The organism is Hoylesella loescheii DSM 19665 = JCM 12249 = ATCC 15930 (assembly GCF_000378085.1).
GTDB classification, from domain to species: Bacteria; Bacteroidota; Bacteroidia; order Bacteroidales; family Bacteroidaceae; genus Prevotella; species Prevotella loescheii.
In genome coordinates this window covers 112,172-138,756 of the sequence record NZ_KB899211.1, presented here as the reverse complement: position 1 = coordinate 138,756, position 26,585 = coordinate 112,172, and the positions used below count along the sequence as shown (strand labels likewise).

General features: G+C 47.4%; 17 protein-coding genes and 1 tRNA gene. 8 read left to right on the top strand and 10 right to left on the bottom strand.

Going from position 1 to position 26,585, the window contains the following annotated elements; translation table 11 throughout:
• Positions 1-1,162: 1,162 nt before the first annotated feature.
• A complete protein-coding gene (gene pnp / locus F453_RS0102845; RefSeq protein ID WP_018966647.1) occupies positions 1,163-3,388 on the bottom strand; it encodes a polyribonucleotide nucleotidyltransferase in 2,226 nt (741 codons plus the stop codon).
• 124 nt (positions 3,389-3,512) lie between these two features.
• Complete coding sequence (locus F453_RS0102840) at positions 3,513-5,423, bottom strand: DEAD/DEAH box helicase (RefSeq protein WP_018966646.1); 1,911 nt, start codon at positions 5,421-5,423, stop codon at positions 3,513-3,515.
• Between the two features lie 580 nt (positions 5,424-6,003).
• On the opposite strand from F453_RS0102840, the gene F453_RS0102835 reads away from it, so the two are divergent.
• The 3 genes from F453_RS0102835 (at position 6,004) to F453_RS0102825 (ending at position 7,842) form a co-directional block, all read left to right on the top strand.
• Positions 6,004-6,516 (top strand): GFO_1088 family ECF-type sigma factor, encoded by a 513-nt coding sequence (locus tag F453_RS0102835; protein WP_025789989.1) that lies wholly within the window; start codon positions 6,004-6,006, stop codon positions 6,514-6,516.
• The gene (locus tag F453_RS0102830; protein WP_018966644.1) at positions 6,506-6,988 is read left to right on the top strand and encodes a PG0215 family putative anti-sigma factor; all 483 of its coding nucleotides are present in this window, start codon (positions 6,506-6,508) and stop codon (positions 6,986-6,988) included. Before F453_RS0102835 ends, F453_RS0102830 begins: the two co-directional genes overlap by 11 nt.
• Positions 6,989-7,278: 290 nt before the next feature.
• On the top strand, positions 7,279-7,842 hold the full coding sequence (locus tag F453_RS0102825) for a DUF3267 domain-containing protein (protein ID WP_018966643.1): 564 nt from the start codon (positions 7,279-7,281) through the stop codon (positions 7,840-7,842).
• 209 nt (positions 7,843-8,051) lie between these two features.
• On the opposite strand, the gene F453_RS0102820 is transcribed toward F453_RS0102825, so the two are convergent.
• Positions 8,052-8,125, bottom strand: a tRNA-Ile gene (locus F453_RS0102820).
• Positions 8,126-8,304: 179 nt separating this feature from the next.
• Between F453_RS0102820 and F453_RS0102815 the strand changes: the two genes are divergently transcribed.
• From F453_RS0102815 to F453_RS0102805, 3 genes are all read left to right on the top strand, one after another.
• The gene (locus tag F453_RS0102815) at positions 8,305-10,926 is read left to right on the top strand and encodes a calcium-translocating P-type ATPase, PMCA-type (RefSeq protein ID WP_018966642.1); all 2,622 of its coding nucleotides are present in this window, start codon (positions 8,305-8,307) and stop codon (positions 10,924-10,926) included.
• A 4-nt stretch (positions 10,927-10,930) separates the two neighbouring features.
• The gene (locus tag F453_RS0102810; protein WP_018966641.1) at positions 10,931-11,845 is read left to right on the top strand and encodes a bifunctional riboflavin kinase/FAD synthetase; all 915 of its coding nucleotides are present in this window, start codon (positions 10,931-10,933) and stop codon (positions 11,843-11,845) included.
• Positions 11,846-11,956: 111 nt separating this feature from the next.
• Entirely contained in the window at positions 11,957-12,781 is an 825-nt protein-coding gene (locus F453_RS0102805) for a CPBP family intramembrane glutamic endopeptidase (RefSeq protein ID WP_009237055.1), read from the top strand.
• A 558-nt stretch (positions 12,782-13,339) separates the two neighbouring features.
• Here F453_RS0102805 and rnhB read toward each other — a convergent pair.
• A complete protein-coding gene (rnhB, locus tag F453_RS0102800; RefSeq protein WP_018966640.1) occupies positions 13,340-13,948 on the bottom strand; it encodes a ribonuclease HII in 609 nt (202 codons plus the stop codon).
• 325 nt (positions 13,949-14,273) lie between these two features.
• Between rnhB and F453_RS0102795 the strand changes: the two genes are divergently transcribed.
• Positions 14,274-14,576 carry a hypothetical protein gene (locus F453_RS0102795; RefSeq protein ID WP_018966639.1) on the top strand — a complete coding sequence of 101 codons (303 nt, stop codon included), beginning with the start codon at positions 14,274-14,276 and terminating at the stop codon, positions 14,574-14,576.
• Positions 14,577-15,763: 1,187 nt separating this feature from the next.
• Positions 15,764-17,203, top strand: coding sequence for an ATP-binding protein (locus F453_RS0102785; protein WP_018966638.1), 1,440 nt, complete (start codon positions 15,764-15,766; stop codon positions 17,201-17,203).
• A 129-nt stretch (positions 17,204-17,332) separates the two neighbouring features.
• Here the strand turns inward: F453_RS0102785 and F453_RS0102780 are convergent, their stop codons facing one another.
• From F453_RS0102780 to infB, 6 genes are all read right to left on the bottom strand, one after another.
• The gene (locus F453_RS0102780; protein ID WP_018966637.1) at positions 17,333-18,547 is read right to left on the bottom strand and encodes an aminotransferase class V-fold PLP-dependent enzyme; all 1,215 of its coding nucleotides are present in this window, start codon (positions 18,545-18,547) and stop codon (positions 17,333-17,335) included.
• A gap of 359 nt (positions 18,548-18,906) precedes the next feature.
• Positions 18,907-20,250, bottom strand: coding sequence for a Fe-S cluster assembly protein SufD (gene sufD, locus F453_RS0102775; protein ID WP_018966636.1), 1,344 nt, complete (start codon positions 20,248-20,250; stop codon positions 18,907-18,909).
• Between the two features lie 12 nt (positions 20,251-20,262).
• A complete protein-coding gene (sufC, locus tag F453_RS0102770; protein WP_018966635.1) occupies positions 20,263-21,018 on the bottom strand; it encodes a Fe-S cluster assembly ATPase SufC in 756 nt (251 codons plus the stop codon).
• An 18-nt stretch (positions 21,019-21,036) separates the two neighbouring features.
• Positions 21,037-21,801, bottom strand: coding sequence for a hypothetical protein (locus F453_RS0102765; protein ID WP_025789990.1), 765 nt, complete (start codon positions 21,799-21,801; stop codon positions 21,037-21,039).
• A gap of 36 nt (positions 21,802-21,837) precedes the next feature.
• The gene (sufB, locus tag F453_RS0102760; protein ID WP_018966633.1) at positions 21,838-23,289 is read right to left on the bottom strand and encodes a Fe-S cluster assembly protein SufB; all 1,452 of its coding nucleotides are present in this window, start codon (positions 23,287-23,289) and stop codon (positions 21,838-21,840) included.
• A 304-nt stretch (positions 23,290-23,593) separates the two neighbouring features.
• Entirely contained in the window at positions 23,594-26,581 is a 2,988-nt protein-coding gene (gene infB / locus F453_RS0102755; protein ID WP_018966632.1) for a translation initiation factor IF-2, read from the bottom strand.
• Positions 26,582-26,585 lie beyond the last annotated feature (4 nt).

Genomic DNA, 26,585 nt, shown 5'->3' with positions numbered 1-26,585 from the left:
CGGTGAAAACGCGCGACGTTCCCCGCTTGCTGCGCTGCCGTAGGCTATGCCCAGCAAGATTAGGCTTCACTAAAAGCAAGCCAGAAGGTTAGAACTTACGCAAGAAAAGAAAGAGCGGAATGCCAGCCAACGGCGTGCAAAGCGCGCAGAGCACACAAAAATACACTTTCACTTTCCAATCTTCACGGCGTGTAAATAGAGGCATTAGCACAGGTGCAATGATGCATGAGAGAATCTGTGTAACCGTCATTTTGGGTAGAATTTAAGATTTTGTTTAGTTGAAGAAAAGTCTTGTTTGCACAACTAAATGTCGTTCACGGTATGTTGAGCTTTTCAGTGGCAAAGACCCCTTCGTTTATCGCCAGCTAAGTTACGCATATTATTTTACATATCACCAACTTTTTGAACATATTTTTTACCTAGCCCCTATTTTTTAACATTTCAGCAATACTTTCTATGTCAAGTGCATAGCCACTAAATGTGTTCAGTTTGTACTAAAATGCTCGAAAATTGGCAGAATGTTTATGCGTTGAGAAATGCAGATTATACGTGAATTCGGGATAAGATACAGTGCATTTTGAGAAAGATTAGATAAAAAACAAATACCTATATGCTCTTGCTCAAAAAAACAATTTCTTACCCCGAACTAACAAAAAAATATACAAATGGAGGCGTTTGTGAAGCGGTCTGCACCGCTTCCTGCAACATTTCAAATCGCTAAAGCATAACGTTCGAAAGGCCGCCAGCAAGCCCTTGTACTAAGCTTTTTTACAAAACGCCTTGTTCCCACTTAGTTGGAACAGTATTCCAGATAAGTTGGAAGAAGGTTCCAGTTAAGTTGGAACAGGATTCCAGTTAAGCTGGAACACCCGTACAAGATAGATGGAACAAGATGGGAGATGAAAAAGCTCGTTACACGGGCTTGTTAGTTGGGGGTGCCAACGATGAGGTTTTGCGGCGAGAAAAAGCAAAGACTCATCCCCACCCTTTCTCCAAAAGGGAGAGGAAAGCCCTTTTAATCGCCAACCCCATACAAAAAGATGAGCCGCCTTTATGTAAAAGACGGCTCATCGAAACATGAATTTAGTAATTATACTAAAAGTCAAATGTCGGTTGGGGCTATACTATCGTGTGCCCAAACTTTCATTCACTAAGTTCGTTTTTATTCGCGATCGCGACGTTCGCCACGTCCACGGCGCTCTCCCCTTTCAGGTCTGTCGCCACGCGGACGGCGTTCGCGCTCTACATAACCTTCGGGTTTCTCCATCAATACACGACGAGACAGCTTATACTTGCCCGTCTTGGGGTCGATGTCGAGCAGTTTCACCTGCATCTTGTCGCCTTCCTTGATGCCAGCTTCTTCAACCGTTTCAAGGCGTTTCCAATCTATTTCAGAGATGTGTAGCAATCCGTCTTTGCCTGGCATAATCTCTACGAAGCAGCCGTAAGGCATAACCGAACGCACGGTACCTTCGTAAATTTCTCCCACTTCGGGAACGGCCACGATGGCACGTATCTTCGAAAGGGCTGCATCGATGCTGGCTTTGTCGGGTGCGCTGACCTGAACCTTGCCCTTGCCATCCACTTCGTCGATGGTAATGGTTGTGCCCGTGTCTTCTTGCATCTGCTGAATTATCTTTCCACCTGGGCCAATAACGGCACCGATAAACTCTTTGGGAATTTCGATTTGCACGATGCGTGGAACTTGGGGTTTAAGTTCGGGACGTGGTTCGGCAATCGTTTCGGTAAGCTTACCAAGGATATGCTCGCGACCAGCCTTAGCTTGCATCAGGGCCTTTTCAAGTATTTCGAAGCTCAAGCCGTCGCACTTGATGTCCATTTGCGTGGCAGTAAGTCCGTCTTTCGTTCCCGTTGTCTTAAAGTCCATATCGCCCAAGTGATCCTCGTCACCAAGAATATCGCTAAGGATAGCATACTTCTCTTCGCCCGGATTCTTAATCAAACCCATGGCAATACCGCTAACGGGTTTCTTAATAGGTACACCAGCGTCCATCAAGGCGAGTGTTCCGGCACATACGGTAGCCATTGACGAAGAACCGTTGCTCTCCAAAATCTGACTCACCACACGAACCGTGTAGGGATAATCTGCGGGAATCTGACCCTTCAAACCACGCCAAGCCAAGTGTCCGTGACCAATTTCACGACGGCCAACACCACGTTGTGCCTTGGCTTCGCCTGTTGAGAAGGGAGGGAAGTTATAGTGCAAGAGGAAACGCATGTAGCTCTTGTCGAGCACATCGTCTACCATTTTCTCATCGAGCTTTGTGCCCAAGGTACACGTAGAGAGGCTTTGCGTTTCGCCACGGGTGAAGATGGCGCTGCCGTGAGGCATGGGAAGCGAATTTACCTCGCACCAGATGGGACGAATTTCGTCGGTCTTACGACCATCGAGACGCTTGCCTTCGTCGAGGATGCAACGGCGCATGGCGTCGCGCAACACGTCGTCGTAGTAGCGAGCAGCCAATGCATGCTTCTCTTCTAGTTCTTCGGCGGTAAGCTTTTCGGTATTTTCGGCGTCGTACTTCTCCAAGAAGTCGGTAACGATTTTATCGAAAGCGTCGTGACGTTCTTGCTTAGCCAGAGCCTGCTTAGTAACGTCGTACACGGGCTGATACAGTTCGTCGTTCATCTGCTTACGCAAATCTTCGTCGTTCACCTCGTGTTCATATTCGCGCTTAACGTCTTTACCCAGTTCCTTAGCCAGTTCTTCTTGCATGGTGCACATGGGCTTGATGGCCTCGTGAGCCACCTTAAGAGCTTGAATAAGGTCTTGTTCGGTAACCTCGTCCATTTCTCCTTCCACCATCATGATGTTGTCTTTGGTTGCACCCACCATGATATCCATGTCGGCTTCCTTCATTTGCTCGAAGGTGGGGTTAACTACATATTCGCCGTTAACCCTTGCAACGCGAACCTCGCTGATGTAGAAATCGAAGGGAATATCTGAACATGCCATTGCCGAAGACGCGGCCAAACCGGCCAAAGCGTCGGGTTGGTCAACACCATCAGCCGACAACAGCATCACGTTTACATAAACTTCTGCATGGTAGTTTGAGGGGAATAAGGGCCGCAAAACGCGGTCTACAAGGCGCGAGGTAAGAATCTCGTTGTCGCCAGGCTTGCCTTCGCGTTTGGTAAAGCCACCAGGGAAACGCCCTGCGGCAGAATACTGCTCTCTGTAATCAACTTGCAAAGGCATAAAATCGGTTCCAGGAACTGCATCTTTTGCGGCACAAACAGTAGCAAGGAGCACGGTGTTGCCCATACGAACGACAGCCGAACCATCGGCCTGCTTTGCCACTTTCCCGGTCTCAATGCTGATAGTTCTCCCATCAGGCAATGAAATTGTTTTCGTTATTACGTTCATCTAAAAACTTATTGTTTTAAAAACATCTAAAAATAAATTGGCACAAAGGTAGGTAATAAAAAAGGAAATGACGAATAATCAATGCGTTATTTTTACTTTCTACCTATTTTTTGGCTATGTGCCCTTACCCTTTCGGTCTGCGTCTGGCCCATCCTTCTTCCGAGAAATCGGGTTCGGTGCCTTTTAGTTTGGGTGCAGGCTGCTGGAAAAATTGTCTCCAATCGCCTGTTTCGTTATCGTCGTTGAAGCTGCGTTGAGCCTTTTTTCCACGCTTTCCGCCTGCCGCTGGGGCTGCATCGGAAAAGCGTTGGCCCTTTCTGCCACCCTTGGGCGAGGCCGAACGACCGTGTCCGCCCTCGTCGGCATCGTTGCATCGCACATCACGACCTTTATAAGTAGCCCCCGAAAGGCCTTGCATAACGCGCGAGGCATCAGCTTCGGGCACCTCGATATACGAGAATTTGCCCAGCAAGTCGATATGTCCCACGGCCACACGACCCTGAACATTGCGGTTGATAAACTGCATTACCTCGCCAGGATAGAAGCCATCGTCTTTGCCTAGGTTAACGAACAGGCGGCGATAACCGGCCTCGGCCTTGCGTGCACCACGCGTACCGCGCTCGGTTCGCTTGCCGCGTGCACCGCGTTGGGCATCGCGACCGCCTCCGCGTTCGGCTCTTTTGCCCTCGCGCTCGTTACGTTTTTGCGAGGGTTTCTCTATCTCGGGCGCATTGGCATAATAGTCTAAGAAGCGGCCGAAGGTCATGCTTACAATCTTCTTGATAAGGTCTTCTTTGTCGATATACTCGAAGTGGCGGTTAATCTCTTCGAGGAACGGGGCGATTTCTTCCTCGTTCACGTCAACCTTAGATATGGCGTCCATGGCCTTGTACAACTGTTTGCTGCATATTTCCTTAGCCGTGGGCAGCGTGCCGTCAACAAATTCCTTTTGGATAATCTTCTCAATGGAACGAACTTTCGAACGTTCGCGCGTGTGGATGATGCTGATAGACGTACCTTTTTTGCCTGCACGTCCTGTACGTCCACTGCGGTGGGTGTAGCTTTCGATGTCGTCGGGCAGACCATAGTTAATTACGTGTGTCAGGTCGTCAACGTCCAAACCACGTGCGGCAACATCAGTGGCAACCAAGAACTGCACGTTGTGGTTGCGGAACTTCTGCATGGTGAGGTCGCGTTGTTGCTGACTCAGGTCGCCGTGCAGTGCCTCGGCATTGTATCCATCGCGAATAAGCTTGTCGGCAATTTCTTGCGTCTCGATCTTGGTACGGCAAAAGATGATGGCGAAGATACGCGGATAGAAATCTACCAGGCGTTTCAGGGCCAGATATTTATCTTTGGCGTTCACCATATAATATATGTGGTTCACCTTCTCGGCACCCTCGTTGCGACTTCCTACCACAATTTCCTTGTAGTCGTTCAAGTAGTTTTTAGCTATCTTTTCAATCTCGCGGCTCATCGTTGCCGAAAAGAGCAGGGTGTTGCGATCGGTAGGTACGCCTTCGAAAATGGCGTTGATGCTCTCGGTAAAACCCATGTTCAGCATCTCGTCGGCCTCGTCGAGTACCACGTTGTTCACGTTGTCGAGCTGCGCCACACCGCGTTTCATCAGGTCGATGAGTCGACCTGGCGTGGCCACGATGATCTGTGCGCCCTTGCGTAGCTGGCGAATTTGCATCTCGATAGAGGCTCCGCCATATACGGGCACCACGTGCAGACCTTGCACGTACTTGGAAAAGTCGGCCAAATCGTCGGCTATTTGCAAGCAAAGCTCGCGTGTAGGACTAAGTATGAGTGCTTGCGTATGCTTCTCTTCAGGGTTTACCTTTTGCAGTACGGGAATGCCGTAGGCTGCCGTTTTTCCCGTTCCTGTCTGCGCCAAGGCAATAACGTCGTTGCCGTTACCCAGCAGGTAGGGTATCACTTCTTCTTGTACAGGCATGGGTTGCTCAAAACCCAGCTCTTGGATGGCGCGGCATATTGGCTCGCTCACGCCCAATTCTTCAAATGTCTTCAATTCTTATTGTTGTTAATTTGGTTTCTCGGCGGGGTAACGCATCGTAAAAAGGAAACGCGGCAAACGGCATATCTACTCGTCAACACAACCCACGAGGGGTATGCCGCGAAAGCAGATGCAGGCCATGGCAAACCTAAGAGCGCACCACAAGAGGTTATCCACAAAATGAAACCTTGATTGTTGATGACTTCACCGTTGCTAATCGTTATCCAAATATCATGAATTCATCAACCCACGAACCTAGAAACCTTGTCTATTATTACTTGTCCAACCAACCGTTGCCTCCCAGCCATAATAGACAACATTCGTGTTTGAACGGTGCAAAGGTAATGAAAACAAATGAGTTATGAAAACTTTTAACGATAAATATTCGACTGCAAGGGTTGGGATATATACATTGTAACGACACACATTATAAATAAACGCTGGAAATTAATTCATCGCATAGCCGTTGACGAACTATATTACGGCTTTAAATTAGCCAATATGGGATTGGGGTTATATTGCCATGAAATATCTAAAAAACGTTAACACGCGTAACATCTTTATTCCACAGTCGTCATTTATTACAGAGACAGAGATGAACAAAATAAGCTTTCGCAATGACATTCTGCCCTTAAAGGACAAATTGTACAGGTTGGCGTTGCGCATTACGCTTAATGCACGCGACGCCGAAGACATTGTGCAAGACACGCTCATCAAGGTTTGGAACAGGCGGGAACGCTGGGACGAGCTAGACTCTATCGAGGCTTTTAGTCTTACGATATGTAGAAATCTCGCTCTAGACAGTATCAAAAGAAAAGGGCATAACACCCCCTCGATTGAAGATACACATGCCGACAAGCCCGACCTAACGGCAAATCCCTATGAGGAAATGCTACACAACGACCGCGTAAAGCTTGTTAGAGACATCATCAACGCTCTACCCGAGAAACAAAAGACGAGCATGCAGCTCCGAGAATTCGAAGGGAAAAGCTATCGCGAGATTGCCCAGATAATGGAAGTGACCGAAGAACAGGTGAAAATAAACATCTTCAGGGCAAGGCAAACGATAAAACAGAAGTTTAAAAATGCAGATGATTATGGACTATAAATATATCAACCAGCTATTGGAGCGCTATTGGAACTGCGAAACTTCATTGGAAGAGGAAGGTATCCTGCGTGCGTTTTTCAGTCAGAAAGACGTTCCGGCTGAGCTGCGCCAATATCAATCGCTCTTCGCCTACCAGCAAATGGAGAGCAAAGCGAAACATCTGGGCGCCGATTTCGACAGCAAGTTATTGGCCATAATCGACGAGGAAGAGCCCGTTAAGGTGAAGGCACGCACCATCACGCTTACCCAACGCCTCATGCCATTGTTCAAGGCAGCCGCCGTTGTGGCCATCTTCCTAACGTTGGGCAATGCCGCACAGGAGTCGTTCCAAACGAATCAGACCTCGCCCGCAGGCATGGCAGGATATAATAAGGTGGAGAAGGGCGAATCGGTTGCCTTAGGCGACTCGGCCGTTATCGACACCTTGAAGAAGGCCGACACGCCAGCCGCCTCGCTCAACATCATTAAATAAGAAATTTTTCTATGCTTTCTCAATAACAATGTTTAGTAAAACAACATCGAAGCTGTGAAGCTTCTTTCTCTCAAATTTTTCATTATACTAACGTAAGGTCAACGGCCGCAGCTCCCCAAAAGGTACTGCGGCCTTTCCTTTGGTGGATGGTGAAAGGCATATTGAGAAAAAGTGAGCCACTTAGGCATGTATAACCAAGCTTTTCACAAAAATATTCGCTACTTTTGCATTTAGCTTATAGGCAGACAATCAACGCCATACCACTTTTAATTCTTCATTAATAAAACAGCATGAAACAACGGAAAATAACCATAAACCTCGTTTGGGCCAACGTCTTTGCAGCAATACTATTCATTGTTGTATTGCTGTTAAGCTCTGCTGCATGGTATTTCGTGTGGGGTTTTCCTACATTTGAAGACTTCCCCATACAGTTTATTCCCAACCACAACATCCTTTTAACATTCTTGATTGTGTTCGTTGCACTTATGGCTGGCATAGTTTTGCACGAGCTGATACATGGCCTAACATGGGCATACTTTGCCAAAAAAGGCTTTAAGAGCATTCGATTCGGCGTATTATGGGAAATGCTCACCCCTTATTGTCATTGCTCCGAACCCTTAACGGTTCGCCAATATTGTATCGGAGCCTTAATGCCTCTCGTGGTTCTAGGCGTCATCCCTTTGGCATTAGCTTATCCTCTCAAAAGTATCTTGTTGCTTGGGTGGGGCATCTTATTCGTTTCCGCTGCTGCGGGCGATATCCTGATTGCGTGGAAAATACGCAAAGAGCCCGCCCCGAATATGGTGCTGGATCACCCAAAAGAAGCTGGCTGCATGATTTTGGAAGAGGATTAGGAGACCTTTATATAAGGTGTAGGGCTATCAATCTTTCCTTTTCAGCTCACAAGTTGACAAGTTAACGGGTTTACAAGTTGCCATACCCATCTACATGTTAACTACCATTCGCCCTGAAATAGAATACCAAACAAAAAAGAGGAACTACTTTTCAGCAGTTCCTCTTCTTATTCCTTAAACATCAAATATCACTTATTGTGATCTGTTCGTGGGCCATCTTGGGCTTGAACCAAGGACCTCCAGATTATGAGTCTGTTGCTCTAACCAACTGAGCTAAAAGCCCGAACCACCCACATAAGGGGTTGTTTGTGGGTGCAAAGGTAGTTGTTTTGCACCAAATATCCAAACAATTAAGCCAAAAAGACGTAAAAATGAAGTGGGCAACATGAAGTTCAAGGGCTTTTGTGTATCTTTGCATATTAGGGGAAACATACCTCTAAACACTATTATATATACGTATCGATGAGTATAGAAACAACTTTAGAGAAGTTCGACACAGCGGGATTGACCGACGCACAGGTTGCGGAGAGCCGCAAAAAACATGGATCCAATGTGCTTACACCACCAAAGCGGGCATCGCTTTGGGCGCTTTACATAGACAAATACCGCGACCCCATCATCCAAATCTTACTTGTAGCTGCTGCCGTTTCACTCATCTTCTCGTTCATCGACGGTGAGTTTCTCGAAACGTTAGGCATCTTCTTGGCCATCATCCTCGCCACAACAATCGGCTTTTACTTTGAAAGAGACGCCGCAAAGAAGTTCGACGTGCTCACGACTTTGGGCGAAGAACAGCCCGTAAAGGTGCATAGAAACAGACAAACAACCACTGTGGCGCGCAAAGACGTGGTGCCAGGCGACCTGATGGTGATTGAAGTGGGCGACGAAATACCTGCCGACGGCCTGCTGCTACAATCGTCCGACTTACAGATTGACGAGTCTTCGCTCACGGGCGAACCTATCATCAACAAACACGCAACACCCGAAGTGGCCGAAGAAGAAGCCACCTACCCCACCAATATGGTGTTGCGCTCTACCATGGTGATGAACGGTAGCGGCCTAGCAAGGGTTACCGCCATTGGTGACAATACCGAGATTGGCAAGGTGGCGCATAAGGCCACCGAACTGACGGCCGTAAAAACGCCCCTCAATCAGCAACTCGACCGCTTGGCAAAACTCATCAGCAAGGTGGGTTCTGCCGTGGCCATTACGGCTTTCGTGGTGTTTCTTGCCCACGACATGCTTACCAATCCCCTTTGGCAAGGCCAAGACTACATGCGCATGGCCGAGGTGGTGCTGCGCTATTTCATGATGGCCGTAACGCTATTGGTAATGACCGTGCCCGAAGGTTTACCCATGGCGGTTACGCTGAGTCTTGCCTTGAACATGCGCCGAATGCTCAAAAGCAACAACCTTGTGCGTAAACTGCACGCTTGCGAAACGATGGGAGCCGTCACCGTGGTATGCACCGACAAGACAGGAACACTTACCGAGAACAAGATGCAGGTGTCAGAGATGCGCGTTTTCGCACCCGAAACCCCACTAGCAGATGCCATTGCGCTAAACACCACTGCTCATCTCGAAACCAAAGACAACGCAACTACGGGCATAGGAAACCCAACCGAGGTGGCCCTATTGCTGTGGCTGGACGCCAACAAGCAAAACTATCGCGAGCTGCGCACCGCTGGCAAGGTTGAAAATCAATTGCCTTTCTCCACCGAACGCAAGTATATGGCCACCGTTGCCAGCCTAAACGGTCAGCGATACCTATTCTTAAAAGGTGCGCCCGAAACGGTTATGGCTCTCTGCCAGCTAACAGACGAGGAGCGAACCACCACTGCCGACCTACTGCGAAGCTACCAAAACAAGGCCATGCGCACATTGGCCTTCGCCTATAAGCCTCTGCCCAATGAGGTTGAAACCAATTTTGCCGCCCCCAACCTGCTGCAAGACCTTACCCTCCAAGCTGTTGCTGCCATCAGCGACCCTATTCGTCAAGATGTGCCCGCAGCTGTTAAGGAGTGTATCGACGCAGGTATCGAGGTGAAAATTGTTACCGGAGACACCGCTGCAACAGCCATCGAGATTGCTCGACAGATAGGGATATGGCACAAAGATACGCCCATCGAGGCGCAAATAACTGGTCCCGACTTCGCCGCACTTAGCGACGAGGTGGCCTACGAACGGGTGAAGGTGCTGCGAGTGATGTCGCGTGCACGTCCCACCGATAAGCAACGACTGGTTAACCTACTGCAACAACGTGGCGAGGTAGTGGCCGTTACGGGCGACGGAACCAACGATGCCCCGGCTCTGAACCATGCCCACGTGGGACTTTCGCTGGGCAGTGGCACCAACGTAGCTAAAGAAGCGTCGGACATGACCTTGCTCGACGACTCTTTCCGCTCCATCGAACGGGCCGTGATGTGGGGCCGATCGCTCTACAACAACATACGTCGCTTCCTCTTCTTCCAGCTTGTGGTCAACCTCACTGCCCTGCTTTTGGTGCTAGGTGGAGCCATTATCGGTACCCAAATGCCGTTAACCGTAACGCAGATGCTTTGGGTAAACCTCATTATGGATACCTTCGCCGCCATGGCTTTAGCCTCGTTGCCACCCACGCGCGAAGTGATGAGCGAGCGCCCACGTAAACAAACCGATCCGATTATTTCTCCATCGATGGCTCGCGGCATCATTTTCTGCGGCTTGGTGTTCTTCGCCATGCTCTTTGCACTACTCATTTACTTCCGCAATGAAAGTGGCGGACAGGTTGATACGCACCAGCTCACCATCTTCTTCACGGCTTTTGTGATGCTGCAATTTTGGAACCTGTTTAACGCCAAGACCCTTAATTCGCACCATAGCACTTTCCGTCGTCTTTATGCCGACCGCGGATTGCTGCTCGTTTTGTTACTTATCTTGACAGGACAATGGCTCATTGTAACCTTTGGCGGACGTATGTTCCGCACCGTTCCGCTGTCGTTCACAGAGTGGTTGGTTATCATTGGCGCAACATCTATCGTGCTGTGGGTGGGCGAAGTGTGGCGCAGACTGAAACCCAAAGCCCAAACAACCAACCCCGCTTAACGCCATGCACACAGCCAACATTCCTCCCTGCGTGGCCACCATCGGCTTTTTCGATGGTGTGCATCTAGGGCATCGCTACCTAATTGACCATGTTCGGCAGCTAGCTCAGGCACAAGGCATGTCCTCAAAGGTTGTCACCTTCGGCACACATCCACGCCAAGTGGTGCAAACCTCCTTTGTGCCTAAACTGCTTTCAACACCCGAAGAGAAGCTGAAACTACTGCACGAAACTGGCATAGACCATACCATGGTGCTGAATTTCGACCTGAATATGGCCGCACTTACAGCCCGCGAGTTCATGCAACGGATACTGAAAGAACGGTTAAACGTGGCCCAACTGGTTATCGGTTACGACAATAAGTTTGGCCATAACCGAGAAGAGAGCTTCGAAGACTATCGCCGACACGGTCAAGCGATGGGTATCCATGTGGTAGAAGCACCCCAGTTTGCACCCGACGGGGCACATATCAGTTCATCAGCCATACGCAACCATCTACTCGAAGGACGTGTCAAGCAGGCCAATGCACTGTTGGGCTATAACTATTCGCTGGGCGGAAAGGTGGTGCCGGGCTTTCAAGAGGGGCGCAAAATGGGCTTTCCCACGGCTAACCTACTAGTAGAAAATCCTCAAAAACTGCTTCCACAAAACGGCGTTTACGCCACATTGGTGGAGGTTGAAGGCTACGAACACCCTCTGATGGGCATGACCAACATCGGCAATCGCCCCACTTTCAACGGCAAGGGCGTAACCATCGAGACCAACATCCTCGACTTCTCGGCCGACATCTACGGACAAAACATGCGCGTTGCATTCGTCGAACGCATTCGTGCCGAGGTGAAATTTAGCACGATAGACGAGCTAAAAGCGAAGATGAAAGAAGATGAAGAGGCGGCAAGGCAGCTCATTCAAAACACATAAAAGGTCTTACCCAAAATCCTTCTTCAAGAAGTGACTAGGCAGGAAAGAAGCTTTTATCCGATTTAAACGGCTAGAAAACGAAACAGATAAAATTAAAAACAAAAACAATAAATGAAAAAGAACAATAGGCTTATTCTCGATGTACTGGGCTATATCGTGGTATTCATCGCCGTGCAGTTTGTGGTTTCACTCGTGGCTCTCTACCTCGACGACTCAATAAAACACCCACCATCTGCCAGCGCCAAAGCCCTTACCCTAAGCAGCGTAGTCAGCAGTGTCATCCTTATTGCCCTTTTCGTGTGGCGCAAGTGGGCACCCATATCGCGCTACTACATTCAACAAAAGCCGTGGGGCGTATTAATTTGGGCCATTCTTGCAGGTTTAGGAGCCATACTTCCGCTGCAATGGCTTTACGAACAGATGAATATCACCATGACCGACGACGTTAAACATCTTTTCGAAAGCATCATGGGCAGTCGTTGGGGCTATCTCGCACTCGGCATTTTAGCTCCTGTGGCCGAAGAGTTAGTGTTCCGCGGAGCCATCTTGCGCAGTCTAATGAACTATTTCAACCATCGTTTGCCGTGGATTCCCATCGTTGCTTCGGCCCTGCTTTTCGGCGCCGTGCACGGCAATATGGCTCAGTTTGCCAACGCCTTTACAATGGGCTTGCTCTTGGGATGGCTCTACTATCGCACCCACAGTATTGTTCCAGGAGTTGTACTGCACTGGGTTAACAACACCGTGGCCTACACGATGTACAAGCTGATGCCAGAGATGAACGACGGACAGCTTATCGACTTGTTCCATGGCGACAACAAACTGATGTACATGGGTTTGTTCTGCTCGCTCCTTGTACTGCTTCCCTCGCTGTTCCAACTAAACAAGCGAATGACAACTGGCAGCAAACCTTCATCGAATATGCTTAAATTCTAAGGGGGCTTATTCCCTTGCAAGCTTCCGAATCCCTACTAACTCGCCACTTCAAGACGCCCATAAAACATTGTCCCGTATGTTGCTCACGCAATATACGGGACGTTTCTTGTAGTGAAAAAGATTTTTATGAATGGGCAATTAACCATATTCGCAACCATCACTCAGCTTGCCTTAGGATAGAAGAAGTGAGAAAATGGCGCACGGTGTAATGCCAAATATGAAGTTTATAATTCTATTCACAAAAATACAAAATATAACTGAAAGTACCAAATTTTAGTTGGTCTTTTTTAAATAAATTGAAATTAACTTTACATTTATAGCCGAATCTGTAAAATATCGAAAATTTCAAGGCGATTTTTAAAGGTAGAAGGATACCTATTCCCTCAACAAGGGTATAGCGACAGTTATCACCATACCCTTGCTTATTCACATAATTAAAAACGACTTATATTGTCACAAACTGGTGTATAAGTAGAAAATCGTGTTACCTTGCCAAACACACAAAGGTTATGTGCCATGAACACGCCAACCCACCAATAAACTCAGAGGTGCTTACACTTATACGCACTCTTCTTCATTCACTAACATCTCCTTAACCCCTTTGAATGTTTTGCGATGAAAAGGGGATATTCCGTGTTCTTCAATAGCTGCTCGATGTGCCTTTGTTGGATAGCCCTTGTTCACCTTCCACTGATATGCGGGATATTGAAGGGCAAGGTTGTCCATGTAATCATCACGATAAGTCTTGGCCAAAATGCTAGCCGCAGCAATCGACAAGTACTTGGCATCGCCTTTAACGATGGTCTCGTGGGGAAGCGTTCCGTAGGGTTTAAAGCGGTTTCCGTCCACAATAACGGCCTGCGGACGAAGTTTCAAGCCATCAAGGGCGCGGTGCATAGCCAGTATGCTAGCGTTAAGTATGTTTATTTCGTCGATTTCATCGGCCGTAACCTCACCCACAGCCCACGCCAACGCGTCAGCTTCTATCTGCGTGCGCAAGGCGTAACGCTGCTTCTCGGTTAACTTCTTCGAATCGTTGAGCAAAGCGTTTTCGTAATCGGTGGGCAGTATCACAGCAGCAGCAAACACGCTACCAGCCAAGCATCCACGACCAGCTTCATCGCAACCGGCCTCGATTAAATCGGTGAAATAATGAGATTTGAGCATCTATATATGAACTTATTGGTTGACATGTTGACGAGTTAACGAGTTGGGAAGAAAGCAAGGAACGCAGAGTTGACAAGCATAACCTGCTGCAAAGCTGACGATGGACGCCACATGTTGACAAGTTTAACATTTAACGAGTTAACTAGAATATGGGCCACTCTGCAAGTTAGCATACGGCTTAACTCGCTTACTCCACACCTCCCTTACTTCATACATTTACCAACTATTAACTAAATTCATTTGTTTGTGAAATGTCACTTCCAATTTTAGCCGCAATTTTGCAACCACAAAGATAAGCAAATAATAACATTCAACATAGAGAACAATGAAAAAGGAAATGACATTATCGGTAAATTCTGCAAACGAGATTCGTTTAAACACGTTTTTCGCAAGTGCAAAGAAAGGCCTTATGCTCCCCATAACTTGGTTATGCCAATATTATTCGGCCGTGTTGAACAAGGAGATAGACACCAAAGCCAAGCTTCAATTGCTCAACGTGCAAGCTGCTTTTGCCCTTGCCGTGCTGCCAGCAGAAGCGCCTTTCCTGTTCCGTGTAATATGTACGGCATGGTTCGCACTTGCCATTGGCGGATGTAAACGATGCCTCAAAAACTGCAAGCACAAGTAAAACACAGGTCAAAAGCATTGCGACAGGACGATTATCAACAATAAACAGCGGTTTCATCGGTAACAAAATGCAATGCAAATAATCTATCGATGCGTTTTGCGCGTTAGCTTAAACATTGGTGAGTTAGCAAGTTTATTGGTTATAGAGTTGTTCTTTTCTAGTTGAATAAGTTAGTTCATAAGCGCTATCAACAACAATTCTAAAACCACCCACAACTTGTTAACTCACTTGTTTATTAGCAAGTCAACTCACTATTCAGCACCTCACCCATTCATCAACATACCAACTTCCTGCTAATAAACATCCCAACATCCATCAACTCCTAACCTCCCGGTTTTCTTTATCCCTATTCTTCCCCGTTAAAACATCAATGCATCCAAAGCCATCAACGGGCTCTTGCGATGCATTTTTTCGTTTCACTGCTCGTTAAAGCTATGCTGGAAGGGTGTTACATGTCATCTGGAACGTTGTTACATATCATCTGGAACAGGGTTCCAGCTTATAAGGAACACGGTTCCATCATAGATGAACCAAAGCGATGGGACATAAAGCATGTTGCAAATGAGCAATTAACGTGCGAATAAAGGAATGAAAACGGATCGTAATTCACTGCAATAGATAGTATATCCATTTTAAAACAAAGGTATAAACGCCACCCTATAACACATTCTACTTGAATATACATACACTTAGTTTCAAATCCATAATTCTAATATACATCGAAAAAACACAATTATTTGTAGACAAATCGGAATCTAAGGTAACTAATAAATCCTACAAATTAATACATCATTACAAAACGATGGGCTATCTAACGAATTTTGTTTATCTTTGCACATAGCAACAGTTAAGTAGCATCACAAATGGCGAAGAAAAATCGCCACAGATGGTTTAGGGTATATTAGCCAACAGACAAGGTACCTATTTATGAGTTGTTGAACTGTTAGAAGTAATCATTTTGCCTACATCATACTGGTAGAAAAGAAAATTCAACCTGTCATGGCATTGATTATCAAAGCTACCATACTGCTCAACACAGGAATAATGAAAAGCATTGAAGGTGAATTTCAATACAAAGAAGAGCGCTAAAAAAGCAACAAGTTCTTATTTGCAAAGTAAATTCCAACAAGCCATAACCAACTGAATATCAACGACATCTTATTTGCAAAGTAAATTCTACAATAGATATGAACTGGAAAGAAAAGGCTATAGAGATATTAAAAGAAAGCCTCACCCCGATACCTCACGAACTAAGTGAACTGGATTGGAAAAGCGGCCTTTCTCCCAAAACAGAGAGATTGGCTCAGCACGTATGTGCATTTTGCAACCATCAGGGAGGAGGCATGTTTGCCTTTGGCATTAACGACAATGCCACATTTGCCCCACTAACTAAGGAACAAATAGATGACATCGTTAAACGACTAGGCAACATAGCCCATAACAATCTTTCAAGTTCTGTTGATATAGACCATGCCGTCTTAGAATATCAAGGTTCTCCTATCCTATTTGTTTATGTCCCTGAGCAGAGAGAAAAACCTATCTATATGAGAGGTCGCGAATATAAAGACGCTTTCTGCAGATGTTCAGGACAAACAATTCGAATGTCTCCTCTGCAAATTAGAAACATTATTGCGACGTCGCAAGGCTTGAATTTCGAAGAAAGGATTGCTAAGGGCGGAATTGGTAAGAACGAAGTTCTATCATTACTTAACTATCGGAAGTTTTTTGAACTAATCGATAAAGACCTACCAAGTTCCCTTGACAGCATACTGGTAAGGTTAAAGGAATACGGCTTATGTACAAATAGCGATAACCTTTGGAACATCACTAATGCTGGCGCAATATTATTCGCCAACAACATGAACGATTTCTCTGAACTAACGAAGAGGAAAGTCATTGTTAGAAAGTATATTGGAACAAACAACCGAGAACAACTTACAGAGCAAATTGGCCAATATGGGTATGCAGTAGGTTTTGAAGGGCTTATAGATTTCATTATGAATTATGTTTCAACAGAGGCCATTTCGGTTAAACGCGAAGCCATCGTTCAGTACCCACGCATAGCAATAAGAGAGTTTGTTGCAAATGCATTGGTTCACCAAGACTTTGGAATATCAGGCATTAATATTACGATTGAAATATTCTCTAACAGATTAGTCATTACTAATCCTGGTGCGCCATTGAACGATATCAACAGGCTCATTGACCTTCCACCCAACTCAAGAAATGAAAAACTTGCTGAATTAATGTACCTATTTAGGTTCTGCGAACGTCGAGGAAGCGGTGTTGACCGTGCTATCGCAGCCATAGAAGAAATGCACTTGCCTGCCCCTAGAATAGCAAAAGAGGAAACTTGCACAAGAGTTACGTTATTCCCTCATAAGGAAATTGGCGATATGACCAAGGATGAAAAGATACAAGCCTGCTATCAACATGCCTGTTTGCTAAACGAAGATGGAATAAGTATGAATAACCAATCTGTGCGCGAAAGGTTTAACCTAAACAAAACGCAATCGTCAGTTGCATCCCGCATTATCGCTGACACACAAGAAGCAGGTTTAATAAAAGTGTCTAACACAGGCATTACTTCTAAAAAGTATGTCACCTACGTTCCATACTATTTATAAATAGGATAAGAACGTATCACGCAGAATCTCGTGCGAACAGTTATACGATTATCATTTTGTTTTCTAACAATAAGCGATAAAACCAAATGAACTTTGCGTAGCAGTGGTAATGTTTATATAAGAAAGACCTTAAAACATAGCTGCCACCCTACGCACGCCTGCAACAAGGGCATCTATTTCTTCGCGTGTATTGTACAAACCGAACGAGGCGCGAACAGTGCCAGATATACCTAAGCGTGCCATAAGAGGTTGAGCGCAGTGGTGACCAGTGCGAACGGCGATGCCAAGACGATCTAAAAGCGTGCCGAGGTCTAAGTGGTGGATATCACCAACAAGAAAGCTGATGACGGCATCTTTATCGGTGGAATGGCCAAAAATTCGCATTCCATCGATGGTTTCCAATTGTTGCGTGGCATAACGGGTGAGATCTTGCTCGTGCCGTTGTATGTTATCCATGCCCAAAGCCGAAAGATAATCGAGGGCGGTAGCCAATCCATGCGTGGCTACATAGTCGGGTGTGCCCGCCTCGAACTTAAAGGGCAGTTCGGCAAAGGTGGTCTTTTCGAAACTCACCGTTGCAATCATCTCGCCTCCCCCTTGATATGGCGGTAGCTTTTCGAGCCACTCTTCCTTACCATACACAACGCCAACACCCGTTGGTCCGTATGCCTTATGTCCCGAAAAGGTGAAGAAGTCGCAATCCATGTCTTGCACATCTACCTTAAAATGCGGTACGCTCTGCGCGCCATCTACCAATACAGGCACGCCATGAAGGTGTGCACGGCGCACAATCTCTTTCACGGGGTTCACCGTTCCCAAAACATTGCTTACCTGCATCACGCTTACCAAGCGGGTACGCGACGTAAACAATTTATCCATTTCATCGAGAATAAGCTCACCTCGATCGTCAATGGGTATCACCCTGATGGCAATTCCGCTACGTGCAGCCTGCAATTGCCATGGCACAATGTTGCTATGGTGTTCCATTGCGGTGATAATCACCTCGTCGCCAGGTTGCATAAATCCCTCGCAAAACGAAGAGGCAATGAGGTTAATACCCTCGGTGGTTCCGCGCGTAAATATGATTTCGTTGTCGCTTCGGGCATTAATGAATTTATGAACGGTGGTTCTGGCTGCCTCGTGAAGATCGGTTGCCTGCTGCGAAAGATAGTGAACGCCACGATGCACGTTAGCATTGGCGTTAAGATACTCGTGCTGCATGGCATCGACAACGCAAAGGGGCTTTTGCGTTGTCGCCCCATTATCGAGGTAAACCAAGGGCTTACCATATACTTCGCGCGATAAAATGGGGAAATCTGAACGAATGGAGGTGACGTCGTACATATCTTTTGAGGGGATAGGGGAATATGGAGGAGTTAAGGAGTTATGAAGTTAAGGAGTTAAGCCAAATGCTTTTGAGCAGAGTGGAAAACTGTATTGTAAGCTCATCGACTTGTGTGATTATCCAATGTTTACGAAGCTAAGGAGTTAAGCCAAATACTTTTGAACAGAGTGGCAAACAGTCTTGTAAACTCATCAACTTGTCTAATTATCAAATGTGTACAAGGTAAGGGAGTTAAGCCAAATGCTTTTGAGCAGAGAGGACGACACCTTTGTCAACTCATTAACTTGTCTACTTGTTAACCAACAACACATATCACGCCCCTCTCCCCTTGGAGAGGGGAAGGGGGTGAGGCTTTTCTTTATTGCGCTTTTCTACAACCTTCGCATCGATCGAACTCTCCACGGAAGCGCTTTTCCACAAGATGATGCAGGCGTTCGCGTAGCGGTTCGAGGTCCATTTGGTCGATAACTTCGTTGATAAAGGCAAATTCGAGTAACAATTTAGCCTCTTTCTCGCTCACGCCACGTTGGCGCATGTAGAATAAGGCCGCATCGTTAAGCTGTCCAACGGTAGATCCGTGCGAACATTTCACGTCGTCGGCGTAGATTTCGAGCATGGGTTGGGTGTACATGTGCGCCTTTTTCGTCGCGCAAATGTTTTGGTTGCGCATCTCCGAATCGGTGTGTTGGGCATCCTGTCGCACCAATACCAGACCTGCGAAGGCACCTACTGATTCATCGTCCAGCACATATTTATATAGTTCGTGACTGTTGCAGTTGGGTACGGCATGGTCTATCACGGTGTTGTTATCCACATGCTGTTTCTTATCGGCAATGACACAGCCCGACAAGTTACACTCGGCGCCCTCGCCTCGGAACGTTAACGTAACGTTGTTACGTGTTACGCCATTATGCAACGTTATGACATTGTGGTTCACTCTGCTGCTAGCCTGCTGCTCGATATAAACGCTGCTCACGCGAACATTCTTCTCGTGGGTTTCTTCCATACAATAAAGGTCCAACCGGGCGTTATCGCCAACAAAGGCTTCGATAACTTGCGTGGCCAAGAAATGACGGTCGTCGAAGGTGTGATCGCAAAATAGGAACTTGGCTTCTGCCTGTGGCTCAACGATGATAAGCACACGACGATTGACCATGAGATCTACCTCAGCATGCAGAATATTAATTACCTGTATGGTTTGTTCGAGCTTTACGCCACGCGGAACATATACCAAGAGCCCGTCTTGAGCCAGCATCGTGTTCAACGCCGTAACGCCATCTTCGGCCGTTGAAGCCAATTTGCCGTAATATTTAGCGATGAGATCGGGGTTTTTCTCTGCGTATTCGCACAGCGAAGTTATGACAACACCATCGGGTAGTTGCTTATGGGGCATGGTGGGATGCAAAAAGGCATCGTTCACCACAAAGTGATTGGCCGTGCTAAGACGTGGCACGTCGCAACTGAACACCTCGTAAGGGTTGATGGGCATAGGCAAACGCTGTAGGTTTAACCCGAAATCGGGTTCGAAAAGCTTGCTTATGTCGGTGTATTTGTACTTCTCGGTCTTGCGTGTAGGGAAGCCCAAACGCTTGAAATCTTCGAAAGCGCCCTCGCGTAGACCGTTCATCACCGCGGTGGAATGGGCGGAAATAACGTCGCGATTGGCTTCGAAGAGGTCTATATACTGTTTCTCACTGTTCATGTTTACTAGCCTTTACTTCTCTCCTACTTCTTCTTTAATCCAATCGTAACCACGCGCCTCAATCTCTTTGGCCAACTCTGGTCCTGACGTTTTCACGATTCTACCTTTATAAAGTACGTGTATCACGTCGGGGCGGATGATGTCGAGCAGTCGGTCGTAGTGGGTAATGACGATGGTACTGGTGCTAGGCGACTTCAATTTATTAACGCCTTCGGCCACGATGCGCAAGGCATCAACGTCCAAACCCGAGTCCGTTTCGTCGAGAATAGACAGTTTCGGCTCGAGCATAGCCATCTGAAAAATTTCGTTACGTTTTTTTTCGCCACCGCTAAAACCTTCGTTTACCGAACGTTGAGACAACTTCGCATCAAGCTCCACTATCTGTCGCTTCTCCTTCATCAGCTTAATGAAGTCGGCAGCCGACATCGGTTCAAGGCCTTGATATTTGCGTTTCTCGTTGATAGCGGTACGCATAAAGTTGGTCATAGACACACCTGGGATTTCAACGGGATACTGAAACGAGAGGAAGATGCCTTCGTTAGCCCTGTCTTCGGGCTTCATCTCGAGTAAGTCTTTTCCGTTAAAAACGGCCGTTCCATCGGTAACTTCGAACATGGGGTTACCTACTAGCACTGCCGAAAGCGTGCTTTTGCCCGACCCGTTGGGGCCCATGATAGCGTGGGTTTCGCCATCTTTAACGGTAAGGTTTATGCCTTTTAATATCTCTTTATCGCCAATCTTGGCGTGCAAGTTTCTTACTTCTAACATATAATATCTATTGTTTTATTATTTACTATTAGTATTGGGGCCAAACAGAATGTTATACAGCAAATCGTCTAACAAGCCGTCTACCACCTTCTGCCCATCTTTCTCGGTGAAATGGAACGGAAATGTTACTTTCAGTCCTATATTAAAGCCGTGCCTAATTGGGCGCAAACGTATCTCAAAGGGTTCAGACAGGTGGTTGTACTTGGCCTGAATGACGGATGCTTTACTAAATCCCATCCTGCAACTATATTCCAATTGAATGGCTATACAACTGAAAAGATAGAGATCGACACCTGCTATGGGCGCAAGACTGAAACGCGGAATATGCGCCATTCCATCGTAACGCACCCTACCGTAGCGGTCATTGTTCAGCTCCCAACTGAATACCCTGCTACCACCATTAAAGTTATACAGCGCATCAAGGCCTATATATGGTTGTACAAACCAAGACTTACGACCAGGATAACAGCGCCCTCCGAGCGAAAAAATCTCCATATCATCGCCCAAATTGGTGTTCAGGAAGTTCCATTCCTCATGTTCGTAGCCCGCTTTTAACGAGAGCGGCGTGTAAGGCAGATAGTATTCCACACGCAGTTTGGATATCATACCATAGCCCGAACCAACCTTCTCGGGAATGAGATATTGCCCTTTGGAAATGGTTTTAACGTGTGGGGAGCTGGCTCCGCCTATTTGCCCGTCGATGGCGAAAGTGCGAACGGGTTCGTCTTGCGCCTTAACGGCTAAGCCCACAAGGAGTAATGCGATGGCTAGGAGGACTTTCACGTCTGACAATGATTTACCTAATATCCTGTTTCTAGCCTATCCCACAGTACCTTCGAGCGAAACACTGAGTAGCTTTTGCGCCTCAACGGCAAACTCCATGGGCAATTTATTGAGCACTTCCTTTGCGTATCCGTTGACGATTAGTCCCACAGCCTGTTCGGTTGGGATGCCTCGCTGGTTGCAATAGAACAGTTGAGCCTCGCTGATTTTGCTGGTCGTGGCCTCGTGTTCGATAATGGCCGTGTCGTTATGTATGTCCATATACGGGAAGGTATGTGCCCCGCACTTGTCGCCGAGCAACAAACTGTCGCACGAACTGTAATTGCGGGCGTTGTCGGCATTGGCCGTTGCACGTACCAATCCACGGTACGAGTTTTGGCTACGACCAGCGCTGATACCCTTAGAGATAATCGTGCTCTTGGTGTTTTTGCCCATGTGTATCATCTTCGTACCTGTGTCGGCCTGCTGGTAGTTGTTGGTTACGGCCACAGAATAGAACTCTGCCTGCGAATTATCACCGCGCAAGATGCACGAAGGATATTTCCAGGTGATGGCCGAACCCGTTTCTACCTGCGTCCAAGATAGCTTCGAGTTCACCCCACGTAGGTCGCCACGTTTGGTAACGAGGTTAAACACACCGCCTTTTCCATGTTCGTCGCCCGGATACCAGTTCTGAACGGTGGAGTATTTCACCTCGGCGTTATCCTTAACGATAATCTCTACGATGGCAGCATGCAGCTGATTTTCGTCTCGCATAGGAGCGGTGCAGCCTTCAAGATAGCTTACATACGTATCGTCTTCTGCCACAATGAGGGTTCTTTCGAACTGTCCCGTGTTGCGGGCGTTAATTCGGAAGTACGAACTTAGCTCCATCGGGCAGCGCACGCCTTTGGGAATGTAGACGAAAGAGCCATCGGAGAACACGGCACTGTTGAGCGCAGCGAAGTAGTTATCGCTGTAAGGCACCACCGAACCAAGGTATTGCCGCACCAGTTCGGGATGTTCTTGCACGGCCTCACCTATGGAAGAGAATATCACGCCCTTTTCGGCAAGCTTCTCTTTAAAGGTTGTTTTCACCGAAACAGAGTCCATAATGGCGTCTACCGCTACCCCACCGAGCACCAATCGCTCTTCAAGCGGAATGCCCAACTTATCGAACGTCTTCTCCAACTCGGGATCTAGCTCCTTGTTGGCAGGCTTCTTAGCCATCGGGTCGGCATAATACGAGATGCCTTGATAGTCTATCTCGGGTAGGTTAACGTGTGCCCAGTTGGGCTGTTTCAACGTTTTCCAATGATTAAAGGCCTTCAACCGAAACGCCAGCAACCATTCGGGCTCGTTCTTTTTGCTCGAAATAAGTCGCACAACGTCTTCGTTAAGGCCTTTCTCAATAATATCTGTTTCCACGTCTGTTGTGAAGCCGAACTCGTATTTCTGTTCGGCCACACTTCGCACATACGCGTTTTTCTCGTTCTTTACTTCTTCCATATATACAAATTTGTATTAAGCGATGAATAGGGACAGCCCCAATGGGGCGCCCCTATCATTCTGTTCAGCAAACACCATACCGCAAAACAAGGCGGTAACAAATGTTACTGTTAGTTTCTTGAGTTCATAAGTTCATTCGTTTTTGAGGTGGTGAGTTATTGAGTTTATGAGCTTTGCGTACATCAGTTGATTAGTCGGCGCTAAGCATAACATAGCCCTAACTTATCTGCAACTCATAAACTCAACAACTCATAAACTCATCAACTTATATGAACTTAAAAACTAATGAGCTCAAAATCTCACCTTACAACTTCTGTTCCACTTCGATAACGGTGAACGTTTCGATGATGTCGCCCACCTGAATATCGTTGAAGTTGACGATGCTAATACCACATTCGAAGCCTGTGGGTACATCTTTCACGTCGTCTTTGTAGCGTTTCAAGGCGTTGATTTCGCCCGTATGCACCACAATACCATCGCGAACAAGTCGGGTTTTGTCAACCCTGTGCACCTTACCTTCGGTAACAATTGCACCAGCAACAGTACCCACCTTCGATATCTTATAAACTTCGCGAACCTCTACTTGGCCCGTTACCACTTCTTTCTTCACCTTATCGAGCATGCCCTCCATAGCCGAGTGCACATCGTCGATGGCGTCGTAGATAACCGAATAGGTGTTTATCTCCACTCCTTCTTGGTCGGCTAACTTACGTGCAGCGGCAGATGGACGAACCTGGAAGCCCACAATGAGGGCGTCAGAAGCGTCGGCCAGCGTTACGTCGTTCTCTGAAATCTGTCCCACAGCCTTGTGGATAACGTTCACCTTCACCTTCTCGGTAGAGAGCTTGATGAACGAATCGCTAAGCGCTTCAATCGAACCGTCGGTATCACCCTTAACGATGATGTTGAGTTCCTTGAACGAACCCAGTGCGATACGGTGTGAGATGTCGCTAAGCGTGAGACGTTTTTGTGTACGTAAGCCCTGTTCGCGTTGCAGTTGTAGACGCTTGTTGGCGATGTCGCGTGCCTCTTGCTCGGTCTCTAAAACGTGGAACGCATCGCCAGCAGTAGGTGCACCGTTCAGACCCAGTATGATAGCGGGTTCGGCAGGACCAGCACTCTCAATGCGTTGGTTACGTTCGTTGAACATGGCTTTGATGCGTCCCCAGCTCGTTCCTGCAATAACGTTGTCGCCAACATGTAGCGTTCCGTTGCTAACAAGCAGTGTAGAGACATAGCCACGACCTTTATCGAGCGAGCTTTCGATGATGCTACCCGTACCTTTACGGTTCGGGTTGGCCTTGAGATCAAGCATTTCGGCCTCCAAAAGCACCTTCTCAAGCAGCTCGTTTACACCAACACCCTTCTTGGCACTTATCTCCTGGCATTGGTATTTACCGCCCCACTCTTCCACAAGCAGGTTCATTTGCGATAGGTCTTCGCGTATCTTGTCGGGGTTTGCACCCGGTTTGTCAATCTTGTTGATGGCAAACACCATGGGCACATTGGCTGCTTGGGCATGCGCGATGGCTTCTTTGGTGGTTGGCATCACGCTATCGTCGGCAGCAATGATGATGATGGCGATGTCGGTTACTTGTGCACCACGGGCACGCATGGCCGTAAAGGCTTCGTGACCAGGGGTATCTAGGAAGGTGATGTTGCGGCCATTGCCCAACTTCACGTTGTAAGCACCGATGTGCTGAGTAATACCTCCCGCCTCGCCAGCAATGACATTGGTATTGCGGATGTAGTCGAGCAGCGACGTCTTACCATGGTCTACGTGTCCCATTACGGTAACGATGGGCGAGCGTGGCACAAGATCGGCCTCGTCGTCGGCCTCTTCGGTAACGGCTTCAGACACTTCCGCACTCACGTATTCAGTCTTGAAGCCGAACTCTTCGGCAACAAGGTTAATGGTTTCGGCATCCAAACGTTGGTTGATAGACACCATAATGCCCACGCTCATCAACGTTCCGATAACCTGATTTACCGAAATATCCATCATCGAAGCCAATTCGCTTACGGTAACAAACTCGGTTAGCTTCAGCGTCTTGCTCTCCTTGCGTTCCTCTGCACGTTCCTCATTGAGGCGTTCTAGTGCCGCATCGCGCTTCTCCTTACGATATTTCGCACCCTTCTTGTTTTGGTTACGGTTGGTAAGACGTGCCAAAGTCTCTTTTACCTGGCGTGCTACGTCTTCCTCGTTCACCTCTAAGGGTTTCTGATTTCTATTGGGTTTCTTGTTCTTCTTGTTAGCGTTGCGTCCGCCAGCAGCGTTGTTATTTCCGCCACCGCCAGTGTTACCGCCCTTGTTCTTATTGTTGCTGGGCTGGTTGGCAGCTGCGTTGATATCTACCCTTTCAGAGTTTATACGACTGCGCTTGCGACGTTCGCCACCCTGCTGACCCTTGTTTTCGCGCTCCTTACGTTTCTCTTCCTTCGATTTTTTCTTAGGTCGAGTGTTCTGGTTGATGGTAGAAAGGTCAATCTTTCCCATCACCTTGATACCAGGCGCGTTGTTTTGCTCGCTTTTCAGCGTAAAGATGGCTGGTTTAGCATCAGTCCCTTCGCCTTCCGTAGCAGCTCCTTCAGCAGATGTTTCCACGTTAGCAACCTCGGCCTTAGAGGCTTTTTCGGATTGAACCGATTGCGCTTCGTCGACCGCTTTTACAGTTGCAGCAGACTTCGCAGCATCGGCTTTCGGTGCATGTGCAGAGCGTTCCTTATGCTCGGCTTTCGCTTCCGCCTTATCCTTTTTCGGTTCTTGCGGTGCGTCCACTTGCTTTTCAGCTTTTTGTTCGTCGGCAACTACGTTTTGCTTCGTCGCTTCGGCGTTCACCACCTTTTCCTGTTTGTCGGCAGAAACATCGCTTGCCGTGTTAGAAACTTCGCTCACGGCAGCAGGCTTAGCTTCTTCTTTATTATCGTCTTGAACGGTTTTCACATCAGAATTCTTCGCGGCAGGCTTACCACCTAGGTTCGAAAGGTCTATCTTACCCAAAGGCTTGTATTGCTGTTTGCCCGCGTTAAGCACCGTTTCTGCACGATGATCGTTATCTTCGGCCACACGTTTCTTCTCCTTCGTTTTCTTCGGAAAGAGCTTCTCGGCCTGATTGCGCACCTCCTTATCCTTATGAAACGCTTTCATAAGGGCTTCGTATTGCGCATCGTTCAGTTTGAACGTGGGTTCGGCTTTCACCTCTCCCAGCTCGCTTTTCTTTTCTAAGAACTCCACTGCCGTTTGGAGTCCGATGTTCAATTCACTTATTGCTTTGCCTAATCTGATGTTCATTCTG

Coding starts and splice junctions, on each gene's coding strand:
- F453_RS0102825 (WP_018966643.1), top strand. CDS start 7,279: ATGAAACAACGGAAAATAACCATAAACCTCGTTTGGGCCAACGTCTTT.
- sufC (WP_018966635.1), bottom strand. CDS start 21,018: ATGTTAGAAGTAAGAAACTTGCACGCCAAGATTGGCGATAAAGAGATA.
- rnhB (WP_018966640.1), bottom strand. CDS start 13,948: ATGCTCAAATCTCATTATTTCACCGATTTAATCGAGGCCGGTTGCGAT.
- infB (WP_018966632.1), bottom strand. CDS start 26,581: ATGAACATCAGATTAGGCAAAGCAATAAGTGAATTGAACATCGGACTC.
- F453_RS0102815 (WP_018966642.1), top strand. CDS start 8,305: ATGAGTATAGAAACAACTTTAGAGAAGTTCGACACAGCGGGATTGACC.
- pnp (WP_018966647.1), bottom strand. CDS start 3,388: ATGAACGTAATAACGAAAACAATTTCATTGCCTGATGGGAGAACTATC.
- F453_RS0102830 (WP_018966644.1), top strand. CDS start 6,506: ATGGACTATAAATATATCAACCAGCTATTGGAGCGCTATTGGAACTGC.
- sufB (WP_018966633.1), bottom strand. CDS start 23,289: ATGGAAGAAGTAAAGAACGAGAAAAACGCGTATGTGCGAAGTGTGGCC.
- F453_RS0102780 (WP_018966637.1), bottom strand. CDS start 18,547: ATGTACGACGTCACCTCCATTCGTTCAGATTTCCCCATTTTATCGCGC.
- F453_RS0102810 (WP_018966641.1), top strand. CDS start 10,931: ATGCACACAGCCAACATTCCTCCCTGCGTGGCCACCATCGGCTTTTTC.
- F453_RS0102805 (WP_009237055.1), top strand. CDS start 11,957: ATGAAAAAGAACAATAGGCTTATTCTCGATGTACTGGGCTATATCGTG.
- F453_RS0102795 (WP_018966639.1), top strand. CDS start 14,274: ATGAAAAAGGAAATGACATTATCGGTAAATTCTGCAAACGAGATTCGT.
- sufD (WP_018966636.1), bottom strand. CDS start 20,250: ATGAACAGTGAGAAACAGTATATAGACCTCTTCGAAGCCAATCGCGAC.
- F453_RS0102835 (WP_025789989.1), top strand. CDS start 6,004: ATGAACAAAATAAGCTTTCGCAATGACATTCTGCCCTTAAAGGACAAA.
- F453_RS0102785 (WP_018966638.1), top strand. CDS start 15,764: ATGAACTGGAAAGAAAAGGCTATAGAGATATTAAAAGAAAGCCTCACC.